The 16669-nt window shown below is 72.0% G+C and carries 18 protein-coding genes and 1 riboswitch; of the genes, 8 read left to right on the top strand and 10 right to left on the bottom strand.

Features of this window, described 5'->3' with window-relative positions:
• Positions 1 to 94 precede the first annotated feature (94 nt).
• From PV342_RS11620 to PV342_RS11630, 3 genes are all read right to left on the bottom strand, one after another.
• Complete coding sequence (locus tag PV342_RS11620; RefSeq protein ID WP_400804063.1) at positions 95 to 640, bottom strand: cupin domain-containing protein; 546 nt, start codon at positions 638 to 640, stop codon at positions 95 to 97.
• Between the two features lie 683 nt (positions 641 to 1323).
• The gene (locus PV342_RS11625; RefSeq protein WP_400804061.1) at positions 1324 to 2784 is read right to left on the bottom strand and encodes an alpha,alpha-trehalose-phosphate synthase (UDP-forming); all 1461 of its coding nucleotides are present in this window, start codon (positions 2782 to 2784) and stop codon (positions 1324 to 1326) included.
• A gap of 211 nt (positions 2785 to 2995) precedes the next feature.
• Positions 2996 to 3967 carry a glucosyl-3-phosphoglycerate synthase gene (locus PV342_RS11630; protein WP_329191140.1) on the bottom strand — a complete coding sequence of 324 codons (972 nt, stop codon included), beginning with the start codon at positions 3965 to 3967 and terminating at the stop codon, positions 2996 to 2998.
• A gap of 157 nt (positions 3968 to 4124) precedes the next feature.
• Positions 4125 to 4252, top strand: a riboswitch (SAM riboswitch).
• Between the two features lie 18 nt (positions 4253 to 4270).
• Between PV342_RS11630 and thrC the strand changes: the two genes are divergently transcribed.
• The 4 genes from thrC (at position 4271) to groL (ending at position 8495) form a co-directional block, all read left to right on the top strand.
• The gene (thrC, locus tag PV342_RS11635) at positions 4271 to 5557 is read left to right on the top strand and encodes a threonine synthase (RefSeq protein WP_361001550.1); all 1287 of its coding nucleotides are present in this window, start codon (positions 4271 to 4273) and stop codon (positions 5555 to 5557) included.
• Between the two features lie 44 nt (positions 5558 to 5601).
• On the top strand, positions 5602 to 5880 hold the full coding sequence (locus tag PV342_RS11640; RefSeq protein WP_018560042.1) for a ubiquitin-like small modifier protein 1: 279 nt from the start codon (positions 5602 to 5604) through the stop codon (positions 5878 to 5880).
• Positions 5881 to 6305: 425 nt separating this feature from the next.
• A complete protein-coding gene (locus PV342_RS11645; protein WP_005486335.1) occupies positions 6306 to 6512 on the top strand; it encodes a cold-shock protein in 207 nt (68 codons plus the stop codon).
• Between the two features lie 360 nt (positions 6513 to 6872).
• Positions 6873 to 8495: a chaperonin GroEL gene (gene groL, locus PV342_RS11650; protein ID WP_018560041.1), complete on the top strand. Its 1623-nt coding sequence runs from the start codon at positions 6873 to 6875 to the stop codon at positions 8493 to 8495.
• Positions 8496 to 8588: 93 nt separating this feature from the next.
• Here the strand turns inward: groL and PV342_RS11655 are convergent, their stop codons facing one another.
• Positions 8589 to 9290, bottom strand: coding sequence for a copper homeostasis protein CutC (locus tag PV342_RS11655; RefSeq protein WP_361001544.1), 702 nt, complete (start codon positions 9288 to 9290; stop codon positions 8589 to 8591).
• 52 nt (positions 9291 to 9342) lie between these two features.
• On the opposite strand from PV342_RS11655, the gene PV342_RS11660 reads away from it, so the two are divergent.
• Positions 9343 to 10041: an HD domain-containing protein gene (locus PV342_RS11660; RefSeq protein ID WP_500317146.1), complete on the top strand. Its 699-nt coding sequence runs from the start codon at positions 9343 to 9345 to the stop codon at positions 10039 to 10041.
• A gap of 73 nt (positions 10042 to 10114) precedes the next feature.
• Positions 10115 to 10726 (top strand): maleylpyruvate isomerase family mycothiol-dependent enzyme, encoded by a 612-nt coding sequence (locus tag PV342_RS11665; RefSeq protein ID WP_500316873.1) that lies wholly within the window; start codon positions 10115 to 10117, stop codon positions 10724 to 10726.
• A 35-nt stretch (positions 10727 to 10761) separates the two neighbouring features.
• On the opposite strand, the gene PV342_RS11670 is transcribed toward PV342_RS11665, so the two are convergent.
• The 3 genes from PV342_RS11670 to PV342_RS11680 form a co-directional block, all read right to left on the bottom strand.
• Positions 10762 to 11175 (bottom strand): VOC family protein, encoded by a 414-nt coding sequence (locus PV342_RS11670; protein ID WP_026251175.1) that lies wholly within the window; start codon positions 11173 to 11175, stop codon positions 10762 to 10764.
• 73 nt (positions 11176 to 11248) lie between these two features.
• Positions 11249 to 11521, bottom strand: a complete 273-nt coding sequence (locus tag PV342_RS11675) for a DUF4031 domain-containing protein (protein ID WP_386988034.1) — start codon at positions 11519 to 11521, stop codon at positions 11249 to 11251.
• Position 11522: 1 nt separating this feature from the next.
• Positions 11523 to 11909 carry a DUF8819 family protein gene (locus PV342_RS11680; protein ID WP_361001535.1) on the bottom strand — a complete coding sequence of 129 codons (387 nt, stop codon included), beginning with the start codon at positions 11907 to 11909 and terminating at the stop codon, positions 11523 to 11525.
• 84 nt (positions 11910 to 11993) lie between these two features.
• On the opposite strand from PV342_RS11680, the gene PV342_RS11685 reads away from it, so the two are divergent.
• Positions 11994 to 12890: a MurR/RpiR family transcriptional regulator gene (locus PV342_RS11685; protein WP_400804181.1), complete on the top strand. Its 897-nt coding sequence runs from the start codon at positions 11994 to 11996 to the stop codon at positions 12888 to 12890.
• Complete coding sequence (murQ, locus tag PV342_RS11690) at positions 12887 to 13822, top strand: N-acetylmuramic acid 6-phosphate etherase (protein ID WP_400804045.1); 936 nt, start codon at positions 12887 to 12889, stop codon at positions 13820 to 13822. The genes PV342_RS11685 and murQ overlap by 4 nt, the downstream gene beginning before the upstream one ends.
• Positions 13823 to 13876: 54 nt before the next feature.
• On the opposite strand, the gene PV342_RS11695 is transcribed toward murQ, so the two are convergent.
• Genes PV342_RS11695 through PV342_RS11705 form a run of 3 tightly spaced genes read right to left on the bottom strand, consistent with a single transcriptional unit; the run spans position 13877 to position 16619 of the window.
• Positions 13877 to 14296 carry a PIN domain nuclease gene (locus tag PV342_RS11695; RefSeq protein WP_391576574.1) on the bottom strand — a complete coding sequence of 140 codons (420 nt, stop codon included), beginning with the start codon at positions 14294 to 14296 and terminating at the stop codon, positions 13877 to 13879.
• Complete coding sequence (locus PV342_RS11700; RefSeq protein ID WP_391576573.1) at positions 14287 to 14490, bottom strand: type II toxin-antitoxin system VapB family antitoxin; 204 nt, start codon at positions 14488 to 14490, stop codon at positions 14287 to 14289. The genes PV342_RS11695 and PV342_RS11700 overlap by 10 nt, the downstream gene beginning before the upstream one ends.
• A gap of 41 nt (positions 14491 to 14531) precedes the next feature.
• A complete protein-coding gene (locus PV342_RS11705) occupies positions 14532 to 16619 on the bottom strand; it encodes a HelD family protein (protein ID WP_400804039.1) in 2088 nt (695 codons plus the stop codon).
• Between the last annotated feature and the right edge of the window lie 50 nt (positions 16620 to 16669).

The raw sequence follows: 16669 nt of genomic DNA on the forward strand, positions 1-16669 counted from the left end.
CACCCGCTACGACAAGCGCGGCTACGTCTACCTCGGCACCGCCACCGCAGCGACACTCGTCATCTGGCTCCGCACATGATCGGCCGGACAAGTCCTAGTCTTCAGAAGGGAGGTCGCCCGGGAGGATGAATGAGCCGAACCGCTCCATGAGTTCCGGGTTGATGTTCGGGAGGTTGTCCATCATGTGCGGGACGGGTTGGCCGCGTTCGGCCTTGGGCGCTCCGTCGAAGAGGAGCTCTTCGTATCCTCCGGGGAGGAACATGAAGATCATCTTGGCGGCGTGAAGACTCTTGTTGAAGAAACCGTGCCGAGTGTCGCTGGGCACGTAGTAGAAGGAGCCGGGGCCGGCGGTGATGGTGTCGTCACCGTTGACGAAGTCCAGCTCGCCGGAGATCAGGTAGAACGCCTCCTGATGCTTGCTGTGCACGTGCGGGTACGCTCCGGCCCCGGCCGGGACGGTCGCCTCCACGAAGGTGAGCCGTCCGCCCGTTTCCGGGCCGCCGACCTTGAGGGTGTAGGTGTCTCCGACAATCCACCTCGTGTCGCCCTGCCCGGGCGGCACAAAGATGCCGTTCCTCTTCATGTAGCGGGAATCGTCCTGTCCAGCGGGATCGTTCTGGCTCGGCGCGACGATGCTCAAGGCTGCTCCTCGATAGGGCCGCCACCTGATGGGGCGGCAGGTGCAGGGACAGTTAAGTGGCAAATACTTGACGAGTCAAGCATATGTCTCCACTCCTGGGCTTGGCCGTGCAGAGCGCCCCGGGCTCCATGGGCAACCCTCGGGCTGCATTGGTGAGCAGTACGTGGTGCGCCTGGGCCGGTCATACCGTTGGAGGCGCGGCCTCGACGCCCAACGAGGAGTGAAGTGCCGCAACTCCGCGCCTCGACCATCAAGATCTCCGGTGAGCAGTCGCACGGGACGCTCGACTTCGTCCTCGCCACCGTCCCCCCGCCCGGGAAGCGGCCCGATCGCCCACATCCACACCGCCGGTGACGAGGCGTTCTACATCTCCGACGGCGAAATGGAGTTCCTGAACGGCGACGAGGCCGGACCTCCCGTAGAAGCCGTTCGCCGGAGAGGCCCGGGAGGTCACCGACTGGAACACCGCGAAGAAGATCTGCGGAGACCACCCCGAGGTTTTCGACGAGGACATCCGGTCCGCCGCCGCCGCGGGCTACGAACCCCCGAGGCCATCGCCGCCACCATCGAATGGTCTGGACGAGGTCGTGAAGGCCTTCACGACCTGACAACCGCCCCGACGGCAAGGGTGGATGGGGCCGTCGCCGGCCGGTGTGGCTCTGCTCCGGCCGTTCCGGCCGCGGTTACCCCAGCGCGCGCAGCTGGTCCAGGAACCACTGCTGCGGGGGGAGCGCCGTCGAGGCCGCCACGAGTCGTTTGGTGGCCTCGGCGCGCTCCCCGTGCGACACGGACAGCGCCTGGTGGAGGGCGTCGGCCGTGGCCCGGATGTCGTACGGGTTGACCACGAACGCGTCGTCGCCCAGCTCCTCGTACGCCCCCGCCTCGCGGGAGAGCACCAGCGCCACGCCGTCGTCGGAGACGACCGGGATCTCCTTGGCCACCAGGTTCATGCCGTCGCGGATCGGGTTGACCAGCGCGACGTCCGCCAGGCGGTAGGCGGCCAGGGAGCGCGCGAAGTCGTCCTTGACGTGCAGGACCACCGGCTGCCAGCCCGGCGTCGCGAACTCCTCGTTGATCTCCTCGGCCAGGTCGGAGACCTCGTCCGTGTACTCCCGGTAGACGGCCAGGTCGTGGCGGGAGGGGTAGGCGAAGGCGATGTGCACCACGCGCCCCTGCCATTCGGGGTGGTCGCGCAGCAACTGCGCGTACGCGAGCAGGCCGCGCACGATGTTCTTCGACAGCTCGGTGCGGTCCACGCGCACGACGACCTTGCGGTCCGGGCCGCCCACCGCCTCCCGCAGCGCCGCCAGGCGCTCGTCCACGTCCGGTCGGTGCGCCCGCTCCCGCAGGAAGTCGGCGTCCGCGCCGAGGCCGTGCACCCCGATGCGCGTGGTGCGGCCCCCGTGGGTGATCGTCAGGCTGCCCGCGTCGCGGATGACGGAGGCGCCCAGCACGTCCGCGCAGCACGCGGCGAAGGCGTCCGCCCAGCGGCGGGTCAGGAAACAGGCCCGGTCGGCGCCGAGGATGCCGCTCAGCACCTCCGCGGCGACGTCGTCCGGCAGCAGGCGGAAGTAGTCCGGCGGGGCCCACGGGGTGTGCGAGAAGTGGCCGATGCGCAGGTCGGGACGGCGCGAGCGGAGCAGCTGCGGCACCAGCGCCAGGTGGTAGTCCTGCACCAGCACGGCCGCGCCCCGGCCCGCCTCGTCGGCGAGCGCGTCGGCGAAGGCGGCGTTGTACGCCACGTACGCCGCCCACTGGTCCCGGAAGTCCTCGTCGAAGACGGGCTCCAGCGGGGTCTGGAACAGCATGTGGTGGACGAACCACAGGACCGAGTTGGCGATGCCGTTGTAGGCCGACGCGAAGGTGTCCGCCGGGATGTCCAGCATCCGTACGTGCTGCCCGCCGGTGTCGGCGATGGGCAGCCGGCCCGTGCCCCCGGCGCCGCGCAGTACGGCGGCCCGGTCCCCGTCGCCCAGGGCCGCGCAGACCCAGACGGCGTCCGCGTCCGGCCCGATGGCGCTCAGGCCCGACACGAGTCCGCCCCCGCCGCGGCGGGCGGTGAGCGTGCCGTCCTCGCGGAGGCTGTACGACACGGGGCCGCGGTTGGACGCGACCAGAACGCGCGCGGCATGCGATGCGACCATGCGGCCAGCCTAGCCATGCATCCCGGACCGCAAACGTACGAGCTAGCCCAGCCGGGGGTTTTCCGGCCGCGTCCCGTCGCGGGTCGCGCCGGGTACGGCCCGGGGGGTCGCGGGCGGTCGGTCCCTCCTCCGGCCGCCGCTGGGAGGTGCCCCCAGCACGGGGGCACCCCGGTTTCCGGCGAGCCGGCCGACCCGCGACCGGGTCACGGCGTCACGCCACGGCGCGGCGGTGGGCGTACTCGGGGATCGTGCGCATCGGGGGGCGCTCCTCCGTCGCGACCTCGTGGACGTGCGGCTCGAAACCGCCGCCCGGTGCGCGGTCGAACTGCGTGAGGAAGGGCCGCACGAGATGGCCGCGTGCCAGGCGGATCTGCGCCGTCCGGTAGATCGCCGCCGCCATGCGGCCCAGGGCCTGGCCGTCCTGGTGCCGGTGGTGCCGGACGCCGACGTCGACCTGCGCCAGGGCGTCGAGCCCGACCGTGCCCAGCGCGTCCACCAGCAGCCCGAGCTCCACCCCGTACCCCACGGGGAACGGCAGCCGCTCCAGCAGCGAGCGCCGCGCCGCGTACTCCCCGCCGAGAGGCTGGACGAACCCCGCCAGCTGCGGCCAGTGCAGGTTGAGCAGCGGTCGCGCGACCAGCTCCGTCACCCGTCCGCCGCCGGCCGGGACGACCGTCCCGCCGGTCTCCAGGGGCCGGTCGTACATCGCCTTGACCAGCCGCAGATCCGGATCCGTGAGCAGCGGCCCGACGATCCCCGACACGAACCGCGCGTCGAACTCCCGCAGGTCGGAGTCGACGAAGCAGACGATCTCCCCGTGCGTCACGAGCAGCGAGCGCCACAGCACCTCGCCCTTGCCGGGCAGTGCGGGCAGCCGCGGGAGCACCTCGTCCCGGTGCACGACGACCGCGCCCGCGGCCGCCGCGACCTCGGCGGTCCGGTCGGTCGACCCGGAGTCCAGCACGACGAGTTCGTCGACCAGCGGCACCGCCTCGCTCATCAGCTCGCGGCGGATCGTCCCGACGATCTCCCCGACCGTGGCCTCCTCGTCGAGGGCGGGCAGCACGACGCTGACCGTGCCGCGCGCGCCCGCGGCGCGCTTGGCGGCGAGCAGTTGCGGCAGCGGCCTGTGGTCGGCGGTCCAGGACCGTCGTTGCAGCCAGCCGGCCACCTCGTCGAGCACCGGGTTGCTCCGTTTCTGCCCGTCTCGCAGGACGGACGGCCCATGACCAGGTTCGAGGTCGTCGGTTACAGTCGTGAACACGAGGCACGACCATCGTATGTCCACGGTGATCGCGCCCCGTCCGACAAATGCCCGGGCAGTACGCTCGGCGCCATACCGCTCATCCAGAGGGGCAGAGGGAACGGCCCGTTGAAGCCCCGGCAACCCTCCCGCCGACCGCGAGGTCCAGGTGGGGAAGGTGCCAATTCCGTCTCACGGCGAGATGCGTCGTGAGGAAGATGAGGAGAAAGGGCCTCGCCTGACATGGCTGCGCAGACCGTTGCATCCGCGTCCACCGATTCCGCCTTCGGCCCCGCGTCCGCGCTCTCCTGCCGCGAGTGCGGCGAGCGCTTCCCGCTGGAGCCCCTCTTCGCCTGCGAGGCCTGTTTCGGGCCGCTCGAAGTGGCGTACGACCTTCCGAGCGGCGACCCCGAGACCCTCCGCAAGCGGATCGAGTCCGGGCCGAACAACATCTGGCGCTACGCGCCGCTGCTGCCCGTCCCCGCGGACGTGGCCTCCAAGCCCAACCTCAACCCGGGCTTCACCAAGCTGGTCAAGGCCGACAACCTCGCCCGCGAACTGGGCGTCACCGGCGGCCTGCACATCAAGGACGACTCCGGCAACCCGACCCACTCCTTCAAGGACCGGGTCGTCGCTATCGCCCTGGAGGCCGCCCGCACCTTCGGCCTCACCACGCTGTCCTGCTCCTCCACCGGCAACCTGGCCGGCGCCGTGGGCGCCGCGGCCGCCCGGGCCGGCTTCCGCTCCTGCGTGTTCATCCCGCACGACCTGGAGGAGGGCAAGGTCGTCATGGCCGCGGTCTACGGCGGCGAGCTGGTCGGCATCGAGGGCACCTACGACGACGTCAACCGCTTCTGCAGCGAGCTGATCGGCGACCCGATCGGCGAGGGCTGGGGCTTCGTCAACGTCAACCTGCGCCCCTACTACGGCGAGGGCTCCAAGACGCTCGCGTACGAGATCTGCGAGCAGCTGGGCTGGCGCCTGCCGGACAACATCGTCATCCCGATCGCCTCGGGCTCGCAGCTGACGAAGATCGACAAGGGTCTGCGGGAGTTGATCGAGCTCGGTCTGGTGGAGGAGAAGCCCTACCGCGTCTACGGCGCCCAGGCCGAGGGCTGCTCCCCGGTCTCGACCGCCTTCAAGGCCGGCCACGACGTGGTGCGCCCGCAGAAGCCGAACACGATCGCCAAGTCGCTCGCCATCGGCAACCCGGCCGACGGCCCGTACGTGCTGGACATCGCCCGGCGCACGGGCGGCGCCGTCGAGGACGTCACCGACGAGCAGGTGGTGGACGCGATCAAGCTGCTCGCCCGGACCGAGGGCATCTTCGCCGAGACGGCCGGCGGTGTGACCGTCGGCGTGCTGCGCAAGCTCATCGAGACCGGGCAGCTCGACCCGGCCGGCGAGACCGTGGTCCTCAACACCGGCGACGGGCTCAAGACGCTGGACGCCGTCGCCCCGACCTCCCGCCCCACGGCCACCATCCGCCCGAGCCTCGACGCGTTCCGCGCCGCCGGCCTGGCCGGCTGATCCCATCGCACCGGCTGACCCAGACTGAAGGTGAACCCCGCATCATGAGCGCTACCGTCCGCATCCCGACCATCCTCCGCACCTACACCGGCGGCCGGGCCGAGGTCCCCGCCGAGGGCGGCACCCTGGCCGACGTCATCGACTCGCTGGAGCAGAACCACCCGGGCATCTCCGCGCGGGTCCTGGACGACACGGGCAAGCTGCGCCGCTTCGTGAACGTCTACGTGAACGACGACGACGTCCGCTTCTCCCAGGGCCTGCAGACCACGGTGGGCGAGGGCGCGTCCGTCTCGATCATCCCGGCGGTGGCCGGCGGCTGCTGAGCCGCGCGGCCCGCGGAGGCGACAGGGGTGCCGGGGACTTCCCGGCACCCCTGTGTGTTCGAGGGGTAGTTGAAGGCCTGTACAGTTGCCCTGAACGGCTCGCAACCCCCTGCAACGCTCTGCGCGACCCCCTTCCCCGGGGCGGCCTTGTCGGCGATTTATCGCCAAATTCCCGCAGCGATTGTCTTGTTGGCCGCTTATGTCCGGTCCGAGTTGCCCCGGATTATTCGCCGATCAGGCTCTTCTTCCGATTCTTCGTGCCCGGAATTCTCGTCCGATTGACCTGTTGCAGACAGCGTCCGGGCAGATACATTCAGCCGCGGTCGACGCGTTCCGGCGCACGCCCCCTTGGCTGTAGGGGGTGAGGTCTGACCCGGGTCCGCGAGGTGCGGGTCTGCGAAGGGCCAGCAATAGGGGAGTTAGGAATGGCTCAGGGCACCGTCAAGTGGTTCAACGCGGAGAAGGGCTACGGCTTCATCGCGGTCGACGGTGGTGCGGACGTCTTCGTGCACTACAGCGCGATCCAGATGGACGGCTACCGCACCCTCGAGGAAGGTCAGCGGGTCGAGTTCGAGATCTCGCAGGGCCAGAAGGGGCCGCAGGCGGACATGGTCCGTCTCGCAGCCGGCTGACGCGCCGCGCATCGGCCACGGAGCACTTTCGCGTACGGCCGCTCAAACGTACGCGTCGAGGCCCGCCCCGCACAGGGGCGGGCCTTCGTGCTGTCCGGCGGCCCGCCGACCGGGACCTGCGGGTTGTCCACGGCACCGGCCAAGCGGCTTGCACTCTCCTAGGGCGAGTGCTAATCATTGGCGTTAGCACTCTGACGTTGAGAGTGACAAAGGACCGAGTGGGTGAGGCCCGCTCGACCGCCGGAAAGGAACCGGCGGGAGGGCAGGCCGTCCGTCGCGGGCGCCGGCACGGTCCTGGAGTAATCCTTCCCCGCAGCCGTGTGCCGCGGGGGGACCCCAAGTCCGGGAGGACCACTTCACATGGCCAAGATCATCGCGTTCGACGAGGAGGCACGGCGCGGTCTCGAGCGCGGGATGAACCAGCTCGCCGACGCCGTCAAGGTCACCCTCGGCCCCAAGGGCCGCAACGTCGTCCTCGAGAAGAAGTGGGGCGCCCCCACGATCACCAACGATGGTGTGTCCATCGCCAAGGAGATCGAGCTCGAGGACCCGTACGAGAAGATCGGCGCGGAGCTGGTCAAGGAGGTCGCGAAGAAGACGGACGACGTCGCCGGTGACGGCACGACGACCGCGACCGTCCTCGCCCAGGCGCTGGTCCGCGAGGGCCTGCGCAACGTCGCCGCCGGCGCCAACCCGATGGCGCTGAAGCGTGGCATCGAGAAGGCCGTCGAGGCCGTCTCCGCCGCCCTGCTCGAGCAGGCGAAGGACGTGGAGACCAAGGAGCAGATCGCCTCCACCGCCTCCATCTCCGCCGCCGACCCGCAGATCGGCGAGCTCATCGCCGAGGCGATGGACAAGGTCGGCAAGGAAGGCGTCATCACCGTCGAGGAGTCCCAGACCTTCGGTCTGGAGCTGGAGCTCACCGAGGGTATGCGCTTCGACAAGGGCTACATCTCGGCGTACTTCGCCACCGACCTGGAGCGTATGGAGACGTCGTTCGACGACCCGTACATCCTGATCGTCAACTCCAAGATCTCCGCGGTCAAGGACCTGCTCCCGCTGCTGGAGAAGGTCATGCAGTCCGGCAAGCCGCTGCTGATCATCGCCGAGGACGTCGACGGCGAGGCCCTGTCGACCCTGGTCGTCAACAAGATCCGCGGCACCTTCAAGTCCGTCGCGGTCAAGGCCCCGGGCTTCGGCGACCGCCGCAAGGCCATGCTCGGTGACATCGCCATCCTCACCGGTGGCACCGTCGTCTCCGAGGAGGTCGGCCTCAAGCTGGAGAACGCCGGCGTCGACCTGCTCGGCCGCGCCCGCAAGGTCGTCGTCACCAAGGACGAGACCACGATCGTGGACGGCGCCGGCGACCAGGACCAGATCCAGGGCCGCGTCAACCAGATCCGCGCCGAGATCGAGAACAGCGACTCGGACTACGACCGCGAGAAGCTCCAGGAGCGTCTGGCGAAGCTGGCCGGCGGCGTGGCCGTCATCAAGGCCGGTGCCGCCACCGAGGTCGAGCTCAAGGAGCGCAAGCACCGCATCGAGGACGCGGTGCGCAACGCCAAGGCCGCCGTCGAGGAGGGCATCGTCGCCGGTGGTGGCGTGGCCCTGCTCCAGGCGTCCAACGTGTTCGAGAAGCTCGAGCTCGACGGTGACGAGGCCACCGGCGCGTCGATCGTGAAGCTGGCCCTCGAGGCCCCGCTGAAGCAGATCGCCGTCAACGCCGGCCTCGAGGGCGGTGTCGTGGTGGAGAAGGTGCGCAACCTGACCCCGGGCCACGGCCTCAACGCCGCCACGGGCGAGTACGTCGACCTGATCGGTGAGGGCATCATCGACCCGGCCAAGGTCACGCGCTCCGCGCTGCAGAACGCGGCCTCCATCGCCGCGCTCTTCCTCACCACCGAGGCCGTCATCGCGGACAAGCCGGAGAAGGCCGCTGCCCCGGCCGGCGGCGGCATGCCCGGCGGTGACATGGACTTCTGATCCTCCGGGACCAGGACTCCGCACCACGGCAGAAGACCGAGGGCGGTACCCCGCAGGGGGTACCGCCCTCGGGCGTTCGCGGGTGCCGTCCGGTCAGGGGACGGCGACCGGCGCGTCCAGCAGTTCGCGCCAGGTGCGCACGGCCTGCGCGTCGACCGCCCCGGCCCAGCCGCCGGGGCGGACCGCGCCCCCGACGTGGAAGGCGTCGATGCCGGCGGCGAGGAGCCGCGGCAGGTGCTCCGCGCGGAGCCCGCCGCCCACCATGAGCTGCGGCTCGCCGGGACGCCCCGCCTCCGCCAGCAGCCGGCCGAGGCCGTCGTCCACGCCGTGTGCGGAGCCCGCGGTGAGGAAGGTGTCCAGTCCGGGCAGCCCGCGTACCGCAGAGCGCACGGCCTCCCGGTCGGCGGAGTGGTCGAGGGCGCGGTGGAAGGTCCAGCGGGCACCGGGACCGATCGCGTCGACGAGCCGCCGCACGGCCGCCAGGTCCGGCGCGCCCGAGCCGTCGAGGAAACCCAGCACGAACTCGTCGGCGCCCTCGCCGCGCAGCGCCGCCACGGCCGCGCAGAGCGCGTCCGCCTCACGGGCGCCGCCCACGGCGAAGTCGGCGCGGGCCCGCAGCATCACCCGGACCGGGATGTCCACCGCGGCCCGGACGGCGGCGAAGGTCTCCCGGGACGGCGTCAGGCCGTCCGCCGCCATGTCGGTGACCAGTTCGAGGCGGTCCGCGCCGCCCGTGCGGGCCGCGAGGGCGTCGTGGGCGTCGAGCGCGATCACTTCGAAAATTGGTCTAGACATATCTCCAGGGTGTCACATGCGCACGCGTACCCGCGACCCCCCGTACCCCACAATGACCTTCATGGCTGACACCGCACCCGAAACCGGCTCCGCCCTCCTCGCCCGCTGGTGCGACCTGCTGCGCCGCTGCCAGACGGAGTCCGTGGACCCGGTGCCGTACGGCAAGGACCTGATCGCCCGCTGGGCCGAGCCGCACCGCCGCTACCACACCGTCACCCACCTGACCGCGGTCCTCGACCAGGTCGAGGTCCTCGCCGGGCACGCTGAGGACCCGGACGCCGTGCTGCTCGCCGCTTGGTTCCACGACACCGTCTACCGGCCCGACCGCTCGGAGAACGAGGAGCGCAGCGCCCGGCTCGCCGAGCGCGCGCTGCCCGAGGCCGGGGTTCCCGACACGATCACCGCCGAGGTCGCCCGCCTCGTCCGGCTCACCGTCACCCACCACCCCGCCGACGGCGACCGCGACGGCGAGGTGCTCTGCGACGCCGACCTGGCCGTCCTCGCCGGCGACCCCACCGCCTACGCCGAGTACGCGGCGGCCGTCCGCGAGGAGTACGGCTTCGTCCCCGACGACGCCTTTCGCGCCGGCCGCGCCGACGTCCTGCGGCAGCTCCTGCGGCTGCCCCGGCTGTTCCGCACCCCGCAGGGGTACGAGCGCTGGGAGGCCACCGCCCGCCGCAACCTCACCACCGAGCTGGAACTGCTCGCCCCCGGCGACGTGGACGGGACCGCGGACGGTGGCCACCGATGACTTCGGCGCGTGCGGGCGGTCCTTGCCGGTGCGGGCGGCCGCCCGCGGCACCGGACGAAGGGGTACGGCAGCGATGACCGACGACACGCAGGTGCAGGCCGCCGTCGCGGCCGAGTTCCGGGCCCTGGCCGACCTGCTCGACGGGGCGCCCGACGCGTGGTGGGACACCCCCTCGCTCTGCGACGGCTGGCGGGTGCGCGAGGTCGTGGCGCACATGACGATGGCGGCGCGCTACTCGCAGGAGGACTTCATGGCACTCCTCGCCGGGCACGGCTTCGACTTCACCCGACTGTCCGACGCCGTCGCCGGGCGGGACGGCGCACTGCCCACCGGGGAACTGGTCGGCTGTCTGCGCTCCGAGGTGATGGGGCGGTGGCAGCCCCCCGGCGGCGGCGCCCACGGCGCGCTCAACCACGTGGTGATCCACGGGCTGGACGTCACCGTGCCGCTCGGCACGCGGCGCCGCGTGCCGGGGGAGACCCTCGGCATCCTCCTCGACGACCTCACCGCGGGCGGCGGGCACGCGCACTTCGGCGTCGCCGTCGAGGGCCGGCTGCTGCGGGCCACCGATCTGGACTGGTCGTACGGTTCCGGCCCCGAACTGCGGGGCAGCGGCGAGGACCTGGCCCTGACGATGTGCGGTCGCCGGCTCCCCACCGGGCGGCTGGAGGGCGAACCGCTCTGAGCGCGGGGCGCCGGTGCGGTTGGGCTCGGAGCGTCCTACTGGTCGTGCCCGGGCCAGACGATGCCCTGCTCGGTCCACACGACACCCTTGTTGCGGCAGAGGCAGAAGGGGTGGCCGATGGGGTCGGTGTAGACGCGGAAGCCGTAGCCGTCGGGGCCGGTGCAGTCCCGCTGCAGGGTCGCGCCGAGGGCCAGGACGCGGCGCTGTTCGGCCTCGATGTCGTCGACTTCGAAGTCGAGGTGGAACTGCTTGGGGTGCTCGCTGTCGGGCCACTGCGGGGCGCGGTAGTCCTCCACCCGGATGAAGGCCAGTTCGATCTCGCCGAACCGGATACCGGCCCAGTCCTGGTCACTGCCCTCCTTGACCGGGAGGCCCGTCACCCCGGAGTAGAAGGCCGCCAGCTTCATCGTGTCCGGGCAATCGATGATGAAGTCGGTTAGTCGTAGCATCCGGCGATCCTGTCACAAGATCATGAGCCGGACTCCGGAACAGCCCCACGCCCTGGGCCGACACCCTAGCTAGTTAGGCCCCGGAAGGCCTGTGTTTGGGGCGGCGCAGGCCCGCCTCGGTGAGGTGGCGCAGCAGTTCCTTGCTGCCGACCTCGACGGCGCCCGCCGCGACGGCGGAGGCGTAGCGCTCGCTGGGGACGTCGTAGTGGTCGCCGTCGAAGGCGCGGCGGGGCGCGCCGATGACGTCGGCGAAGGTGTGGAGCTCCTCGTACGAGGTGTCGCTCACCATGTGCGACCACATGCGGCCGTGGCCCGGCCAGGTCGGCGGGTCGATGTAGACGGTCACGTCAGCGCGGCCCGCCCAGAGCGGTGGACAGGCCGCCGACGGGGGCGACGGCCTCGCCGAGCGACTCGCACACCCAGTGCGGGTCGGGGCCGAGTTCGGGTTCCACGTCGAGGGCGTGGGGGTCCGCGCAGCGCGGGCAGAGCGGCCAGCGGCCCATCCGTTCCAGCAGGGCGTCCTTGACGTCCTGGGCGACCAGCCCCGCGACGAACCCCGCGCCGTCGGGCCACTGCTCCACCCACCAGCGGCGCTGGGTGACGGCCTCCTCGACGAGCGAGACGACCTCCGCGTCGGCGACGCCGGTCGCGGTCAGGTCGGCGAGGACGAGCGCGCGGGCACCGTGCAGGGCCGCCTCCAGGCCGGCGGAGGAGCCGGGTGCGTCAGGATCCATGGCCCCCATTGTGGACCAACCGCCGCCGCAGGCGTTCTTGACGCCGTCCGGAGCTGAAAATAGCTTTCGTCCGTGGCCGAGAAGATGAAGGAAACCTTCAATGCCGGGGGTCTGGCCGCCAAGGTCAGGACCATGACCCCGTCCATGACCCGGTCGATGCAGCGCGTCGCGGAGGCCGTGGCCGCGGACCCGGCGGGCTGCTCCCGGCTGACCGTGACGGCGCTCGCGGCCCGTACGGGCACGAGCGAGGCCACCGTGGTGCGCACCGCACGGCTGCTGGGCTACCCCGGCTACCGGGACCTGCGGCTCGCGCTGGCCGCGCTGGCGGCTCGCGAGGAGGCGGGGGCCCCGCCCGCCGTCACCCCGGACATCGCGGTCGACGACCCGCTGGCCGACGTGGTCGCCAAGCTCGCACTGGACGAGCAGCGGTGCCTGGCCGACACCGCCGCGCAGCTGGACGTGGTCCAGCTGGAGGCGGCGGTGGGCGCGCTGGCCGCCGCCCGCCGCATCGACGTCTACGGGATAGGGGCGTCCAGCCTGGTCGCCCAGGACCTGGTGCAGAAGCTGCTGCGGATCGGCCGGGTCGCACACGCCCTGGGCGACCCGCACCTCACCCTCACCAACGCGGTCCAGCTGCGGCAGGGCGACGTCGCCGTGGCGATCACGCACTCCGGCCACACCCACGACGTGGTCGAACCGCTGCGGGCCGCCTTCGACCGGGGCGCCACCACGATCGCCGTGACCGGCCGGCCGGACGGCACCGTCACCCACTACGCCGACCACGTGCTGCTCACCTCCAGCGGCCGGGAGAGCGAACTGCGCCCGGCCGCCATGGCCAGCCGCACCAGCCAGCTGCTGGTGGTGGACTGCCTGTTCGTCGGGGTCGCCCAGCGCACGTACGACACCGCCGCCCCGGCCCTGTCCGCCTCGTACGAAGCCCTCGCCCACCGCCACAGCCCGCGAAGGAACCACCCGCAATGACGCACACCGAGCTCCGCCGCGAGCTGGACCACCTCGCCACCGAGGCCTTCCGTGCCGAGCTCGCCGAGGTCGACCGGCTCCCGACGCTCGACATCGCCCGGCTGATGAACGCGGAGGACACCACCGTCCCGGCCGCCGTCGCGGAGCAACTGCCCGCCATCGCCGCCGCCGTCGACAACATCGCCGGGCGCATGGCCCGCGGCGGCCGCCTGGTCTACGCGGGCGCGGGCACCGCCGGACGGCTCGGCGTGCTCGACGCCAGCGAGTGCCCGCCGACCTTCAACACCGCGCCGGGCCAGGTCAGCGGGCTCATCGCGGGCGGCCCCACCGCGATCGTGGACGCCGTCGAGGGCGCCGAGGACAGCCGGGAACTGGCCGCCGCCGACCTCGACGCCCTCGGGATCGGCCCGGACGACACCGTGGTCGGCGTCTCCGCCTCCGGCCGCACCCCGTACGCCGTCGGCGCGGTGGAGCACGCCCGCGCCCTGGGCGCGCTGACCGTCGGGCTGTCCTGCAACCCGGGCTCCGCGCTGGCCGCCGCGGCCGACCACGGCATCGAGGTCGTCACCGGCCCGGAGTTCCTGACCGGCTCCACCCGGCTGAAGGCGGGTACGGCCCAGAAGCTCGTCCTCAACATGCTGTCGACGATCACGATGATCAGGCTGGGCAAGACCTACGGGAACCTGATGGTCGACGTCCGCGCCTCCAACGACAAGCTGCGCGCCCGGTCCCGGCGGATCGTGGCCCTGGCCACCGGAGCGCCCGAGGACGAGATCGAGGCGGCGCTCACCGCCGCCGGCGGCGAGGTCAAGAACGCGGTCCTCGTCATCCTGGGCGGCGTGGACGCCCCGGCGGCCGCCCGGCTCCTGGCGGAGGCGGACGGCCATCTGCGCGCGGCACTGCTCGCGGCCGTCGCCGACGGCCGCGGGTGAGGGCGGGGGCTGTCCGGGTGCCCGGGTGCCCCACGTGATCTCCCGCTCCGTCGGTCAGTCGGCCGAGCCGGGCGGCACGACCCATTGGACCGCCTGGTTCGTCACGGCCGCGATGGTGTCGAAATCCGCGTCGTAGTGCAGGACGGTGGCCCGGTACCGCTCGGCGGTGGCGGCGATCAGCAGATCCGCGATCGAAGCGGCGCGGTGATGCCCTTTCTCGGCCAGCAGTGCCTGGACCTCGATGGCGCGGGCGCCGATCTCGTCGGTGAGCGGCAGCCATTCGAAACCGCTGCGGGCGGAACGGGCGCGGGCATGATCGGTCGCGTTGCGCGTGCTGTAGAGGATCTCCAGGTCGACCACGGCGCACGTGCTGATCAGGCCGCGCTCGAGCAGGGGCAGCAGAGCCGTTCTCACCACTGGTTGCTTCGCGCGCGCCCAGGCGCTCTTGTCGACCAGATACCGGGTCACCGCCACGCGTCTGCCGTCACTTCGGCGTCCGTGAGGTCGTCGAAGGCACCCTCGTCGAGCATCTCGATGAACCGCCGCCGTTTGGCGGCGGCCACGAATTCCGCCAGCGCTCCGTTGACCGTCGCCCGTTTCGTCGTGGTGCCCAGTATGTCCGCAGCCTCTTGGAGCAGTGCGTCATCCACGTCGATCACTGTGCGCATGTTCGCCACCTCCGTGTATCAGGCATGGCCGCATTCGTATATCAGGGTAGCCGAAGGGCCTGCGGGAGGGGCGCCGCGTGGAGGACGGCCAGGCCCGAGACCGCGCGGGTGAGAGCGACGTACAGGCGGCGCAGGCCGGTGCGCTCGTCGGGCTCGCCGTCGACGACCGCGGCGGGCTCGTCCAGGACCACGTAGTCGTACTCCAGGCCCTTCGCCAGGGAGGCCGGGACCAGCGTGAGGCGGACCTCGGAGGTGGTCTCTCCCCCTGGCTCCGCCGGGGGGACCCCCACCCCGAGGGTCCGGTACGGCAGCCCGGCCGCCGCGAGCGCCTCGGCCAGCGCGGGCAGGCGCGCGTCGGCGGCGATCAGGCCGATCGACCCCTCGCGGTCCAGTGCCTGCCGGCAGGCGGCGAGCACGGCCGGGGTCAGCCCGTCCACCGGGACCTCGGTCACCGAGAAGGCGCCCGGGTTCTCCCGGACGGAGGTCGCCTCCTTCAGCCCGGGTGCGATCTCCGGCAGGAGCCGGGAGGCGTAGGCGATGACCTCCAGCGGGACGCGGAAGCCCTGGGTCAGCTCCTCGATCCGCGACCCCGGCTTGCCGAGGTGGGTGAGCGCCTCCTCCCAGGTCCCCGTCGCCCACGGGGTGGTGCCCTGGGCGAGGTCGCCCAGCACGGTCGCGGAGCCGGTGGAGCAGCGGCGGCCCACCGCCCGGTACTGCATGGGCGAGAGGTCCTGGGCCTCGTCGAGCACGACGTGGCCGAGCGAGGCCGTGCGGTGCACCAGGTCGTTGGCCTCGTCGACCAGCACGGCGTCGGCGGCCGACCACTTCGCGGAGGCGACCGAGCGGGCCGGCTTCTCCCAGAGGATCTCCTTCTGCTCCTCCTCCGTCAGCACGCCCTCCGCGCACGAGGCCAGGAACTCCGGGTCGGACAGCAGCCGCAGCACCGTCTTCGCCGGGTCCACCGGCGGCCACAGCTCCTTCACGGCCGCCTTGACCGCCGCGTTGCGCGCGACCGCGTCCTGCACCCGGTCGTCGGGTGCCTCACCGGCCGCCTCCATCCGGACCAGCACGGCGTGCGCGATCCGCCGCGGCAGCGCCTCGCGGGCGGCGCCGTAGCGGATGTCACGCTCCATCAGCTCGCGTACCAGCTCCTCCAGTTCGTACGCCGGGATGCGCCAGCGGCGTGAGCCGCGCACCACGACCACCGGTTCGGTGGGCATCCGGATGCCGGAGCGGACCGCGCGCCGCAGCACCTCGGCCATGCGCGCGTCGCCCTTGACGCCCGCGGCGGTCGCCGGGTCGGTGCCCTTGACCGGGACGTGGGCGACCAGGTCGTCGACCGTGGCCTGCTTGACGCTCAGCTCGCCCAGGGCGGGCAGCACCTGCTCGATGTAGTGCAGGAAGGACGCGTTGGGGCCGATGACGAGGGTGCCCGCGCGGGCCAGCCGCTCGCGGTGCGCGTAGAGCAGGTACGCCACCCGGTGCAGGCCGACGGCGGTCTTCCCGGTGCCGGGCGCCCCCTGCACGCACACGGTGCCGCCGAGCCCGGCTCGGACGATCTCGTCCTGCTCGGGCTGGATGGTGGCGACGATGTCCCGCATCGGGCCGACGCGCGGGCGCTCGATCTCCTGCTGGAGCAGCTTGCTGGAGGTCTGCGCCTCGGCCGGGTCGGTGAGGTGCTCGTCCTCGTAGGCGGTCAGCTCACCGCCCGTGTAGCCGAAGCGGCGGCGCAGTGCGACGTCCTGCGGGTCGGTGCGAGAGGCCCGGTAGAAGGGCTGGGAGACCGGCGCACGCCAGTCGATGACCATGGGGTCGCCGTCGGCGTCGTGGACGTGGCGGCGGCCGATGTAGAAGCGGTGGCCCACCTCCTCACCGCCGAAGGCCTCCCCTTCCTCGTAGTCGAGGCGGCCGAAGAAGAGCGGGGTGTGCACCAGATCGGCGAGCGCCTTGATGCGGGCGTCGATCTCGGACTGCAGCACCGCGGCGTTCACCCAGTTGGCGGTCACGTCCCGGATGTCGAGGGCCTCGACGTCGGCGCGCATCGCGCGCAGGGCGGAACGGGACGCGGCGAGGTGGGAGCGTTCGCGGTCGAGCGGGTTGTCGGCGGTGAGGGACTGTTCCCCTGGCACGGGTTGCCTCCGGCGGCACGTAGGGCATGGCTCAGCCGGCCCCGGACCGG

The sequence above is a fragment of the Streptomyces sp. PA03-3a genome (assembly GCF_033792735.1).
GTDB lineage: Bacteria > Actinomycetota > Actinomycetes > Streptomycetales > Streptomycetaceae > Actinacidiphila.

Bases quoted from the DNA above. Each gene is read 5' to 3' on its own strand.
- PV342_RS11660 (WP_500317146.1), top strand. From the start codon at position 9,343: ATGACCTTCATGGCTGACACCGCACCCGAAACCGGCTCCGCCCTCCTC.
- thrC (WP_361001550.1), top strand. From the start codon at position 4,271: ATGGCTGCGCAGACCGTTGCATCCGCGTCCACCGATTCCGCCTTCGGC.
- murQ (WP_400804045.1), top strand. From the start codon at position 12,887: ATGACGCACACCGAGCTCCGCCGCGAGCTGGACCACCTCGCCACCGAG.
- PV342_RS11680 (WP_361001535.1), bottom strand. From the start codon at position 11,909: ATGGATCCTGACGCACCCGGCTCCTCCGCCGGCCTGGAGGCGGCCCTG.
- PV342_RS11645 (WP_005486335.1), top strand. From the start codon at position 6,306: ATGGCTCAGGGCACCGTCAAGTGGTTCAACGCGGAGAAGGGCTACGGC.
- PV342_RS11700 (WP_391576573.1), bottom strand. From the start codon at position 14,490: ATGCGCACAGTGATCGACGTGGATGACGCACTGCTCCAAGAGGCTGCG.
- PV342_RS11655 (WP_361001544.1), bottom strand. From the start codon at position 9,290: ATGTCTAGACCAATTTTCGAAGTGATCGCGCTCGACGCCCACGACGCC.
- PV342_RS11625 (WP_400804061.1), bottom strand. From the start codon at position 2,784: ATGGTCGCATCGCATGCCGCGCGCGTTCTGGTCGCGTCCAACCGCGGC.
- PV342_RS11670 (WP_026251175.1), bottom strand. From the start codon at position 11,175: ATGCTACGACTAACCGACTTCATCATCGATTGCCCGGACACGATGAAG.
- PV342_RS11665 (WP_500316873.1), top strand. From the start codon at position 10,115: ATGACCGACGACACGCAGGTGCAGGCCGCCGTCGCGGCCGAGTTCCGG.
- PV342_RS11640 (WP_018560042.1), top strand. From the start codon at position 5,602: ATGAGCGCTACCGTCCGCATCCCGACCATCCTCCGCACCTACACCGGC.
- PV342_RS11685 (WP_400804181.1), top strand. From the start codon at position 11,994: ATGAAGGAAACCTTCAATGCCGGGGGTCTGGCCGCCAAGGTCAGGACC.
- groL (WP_018560041.1), top strand. From the start codon at position 6,873: ATGGCCAAGATCATCGCGTTCGACGAGGAGGCACGGCGCGGTCTCGAG.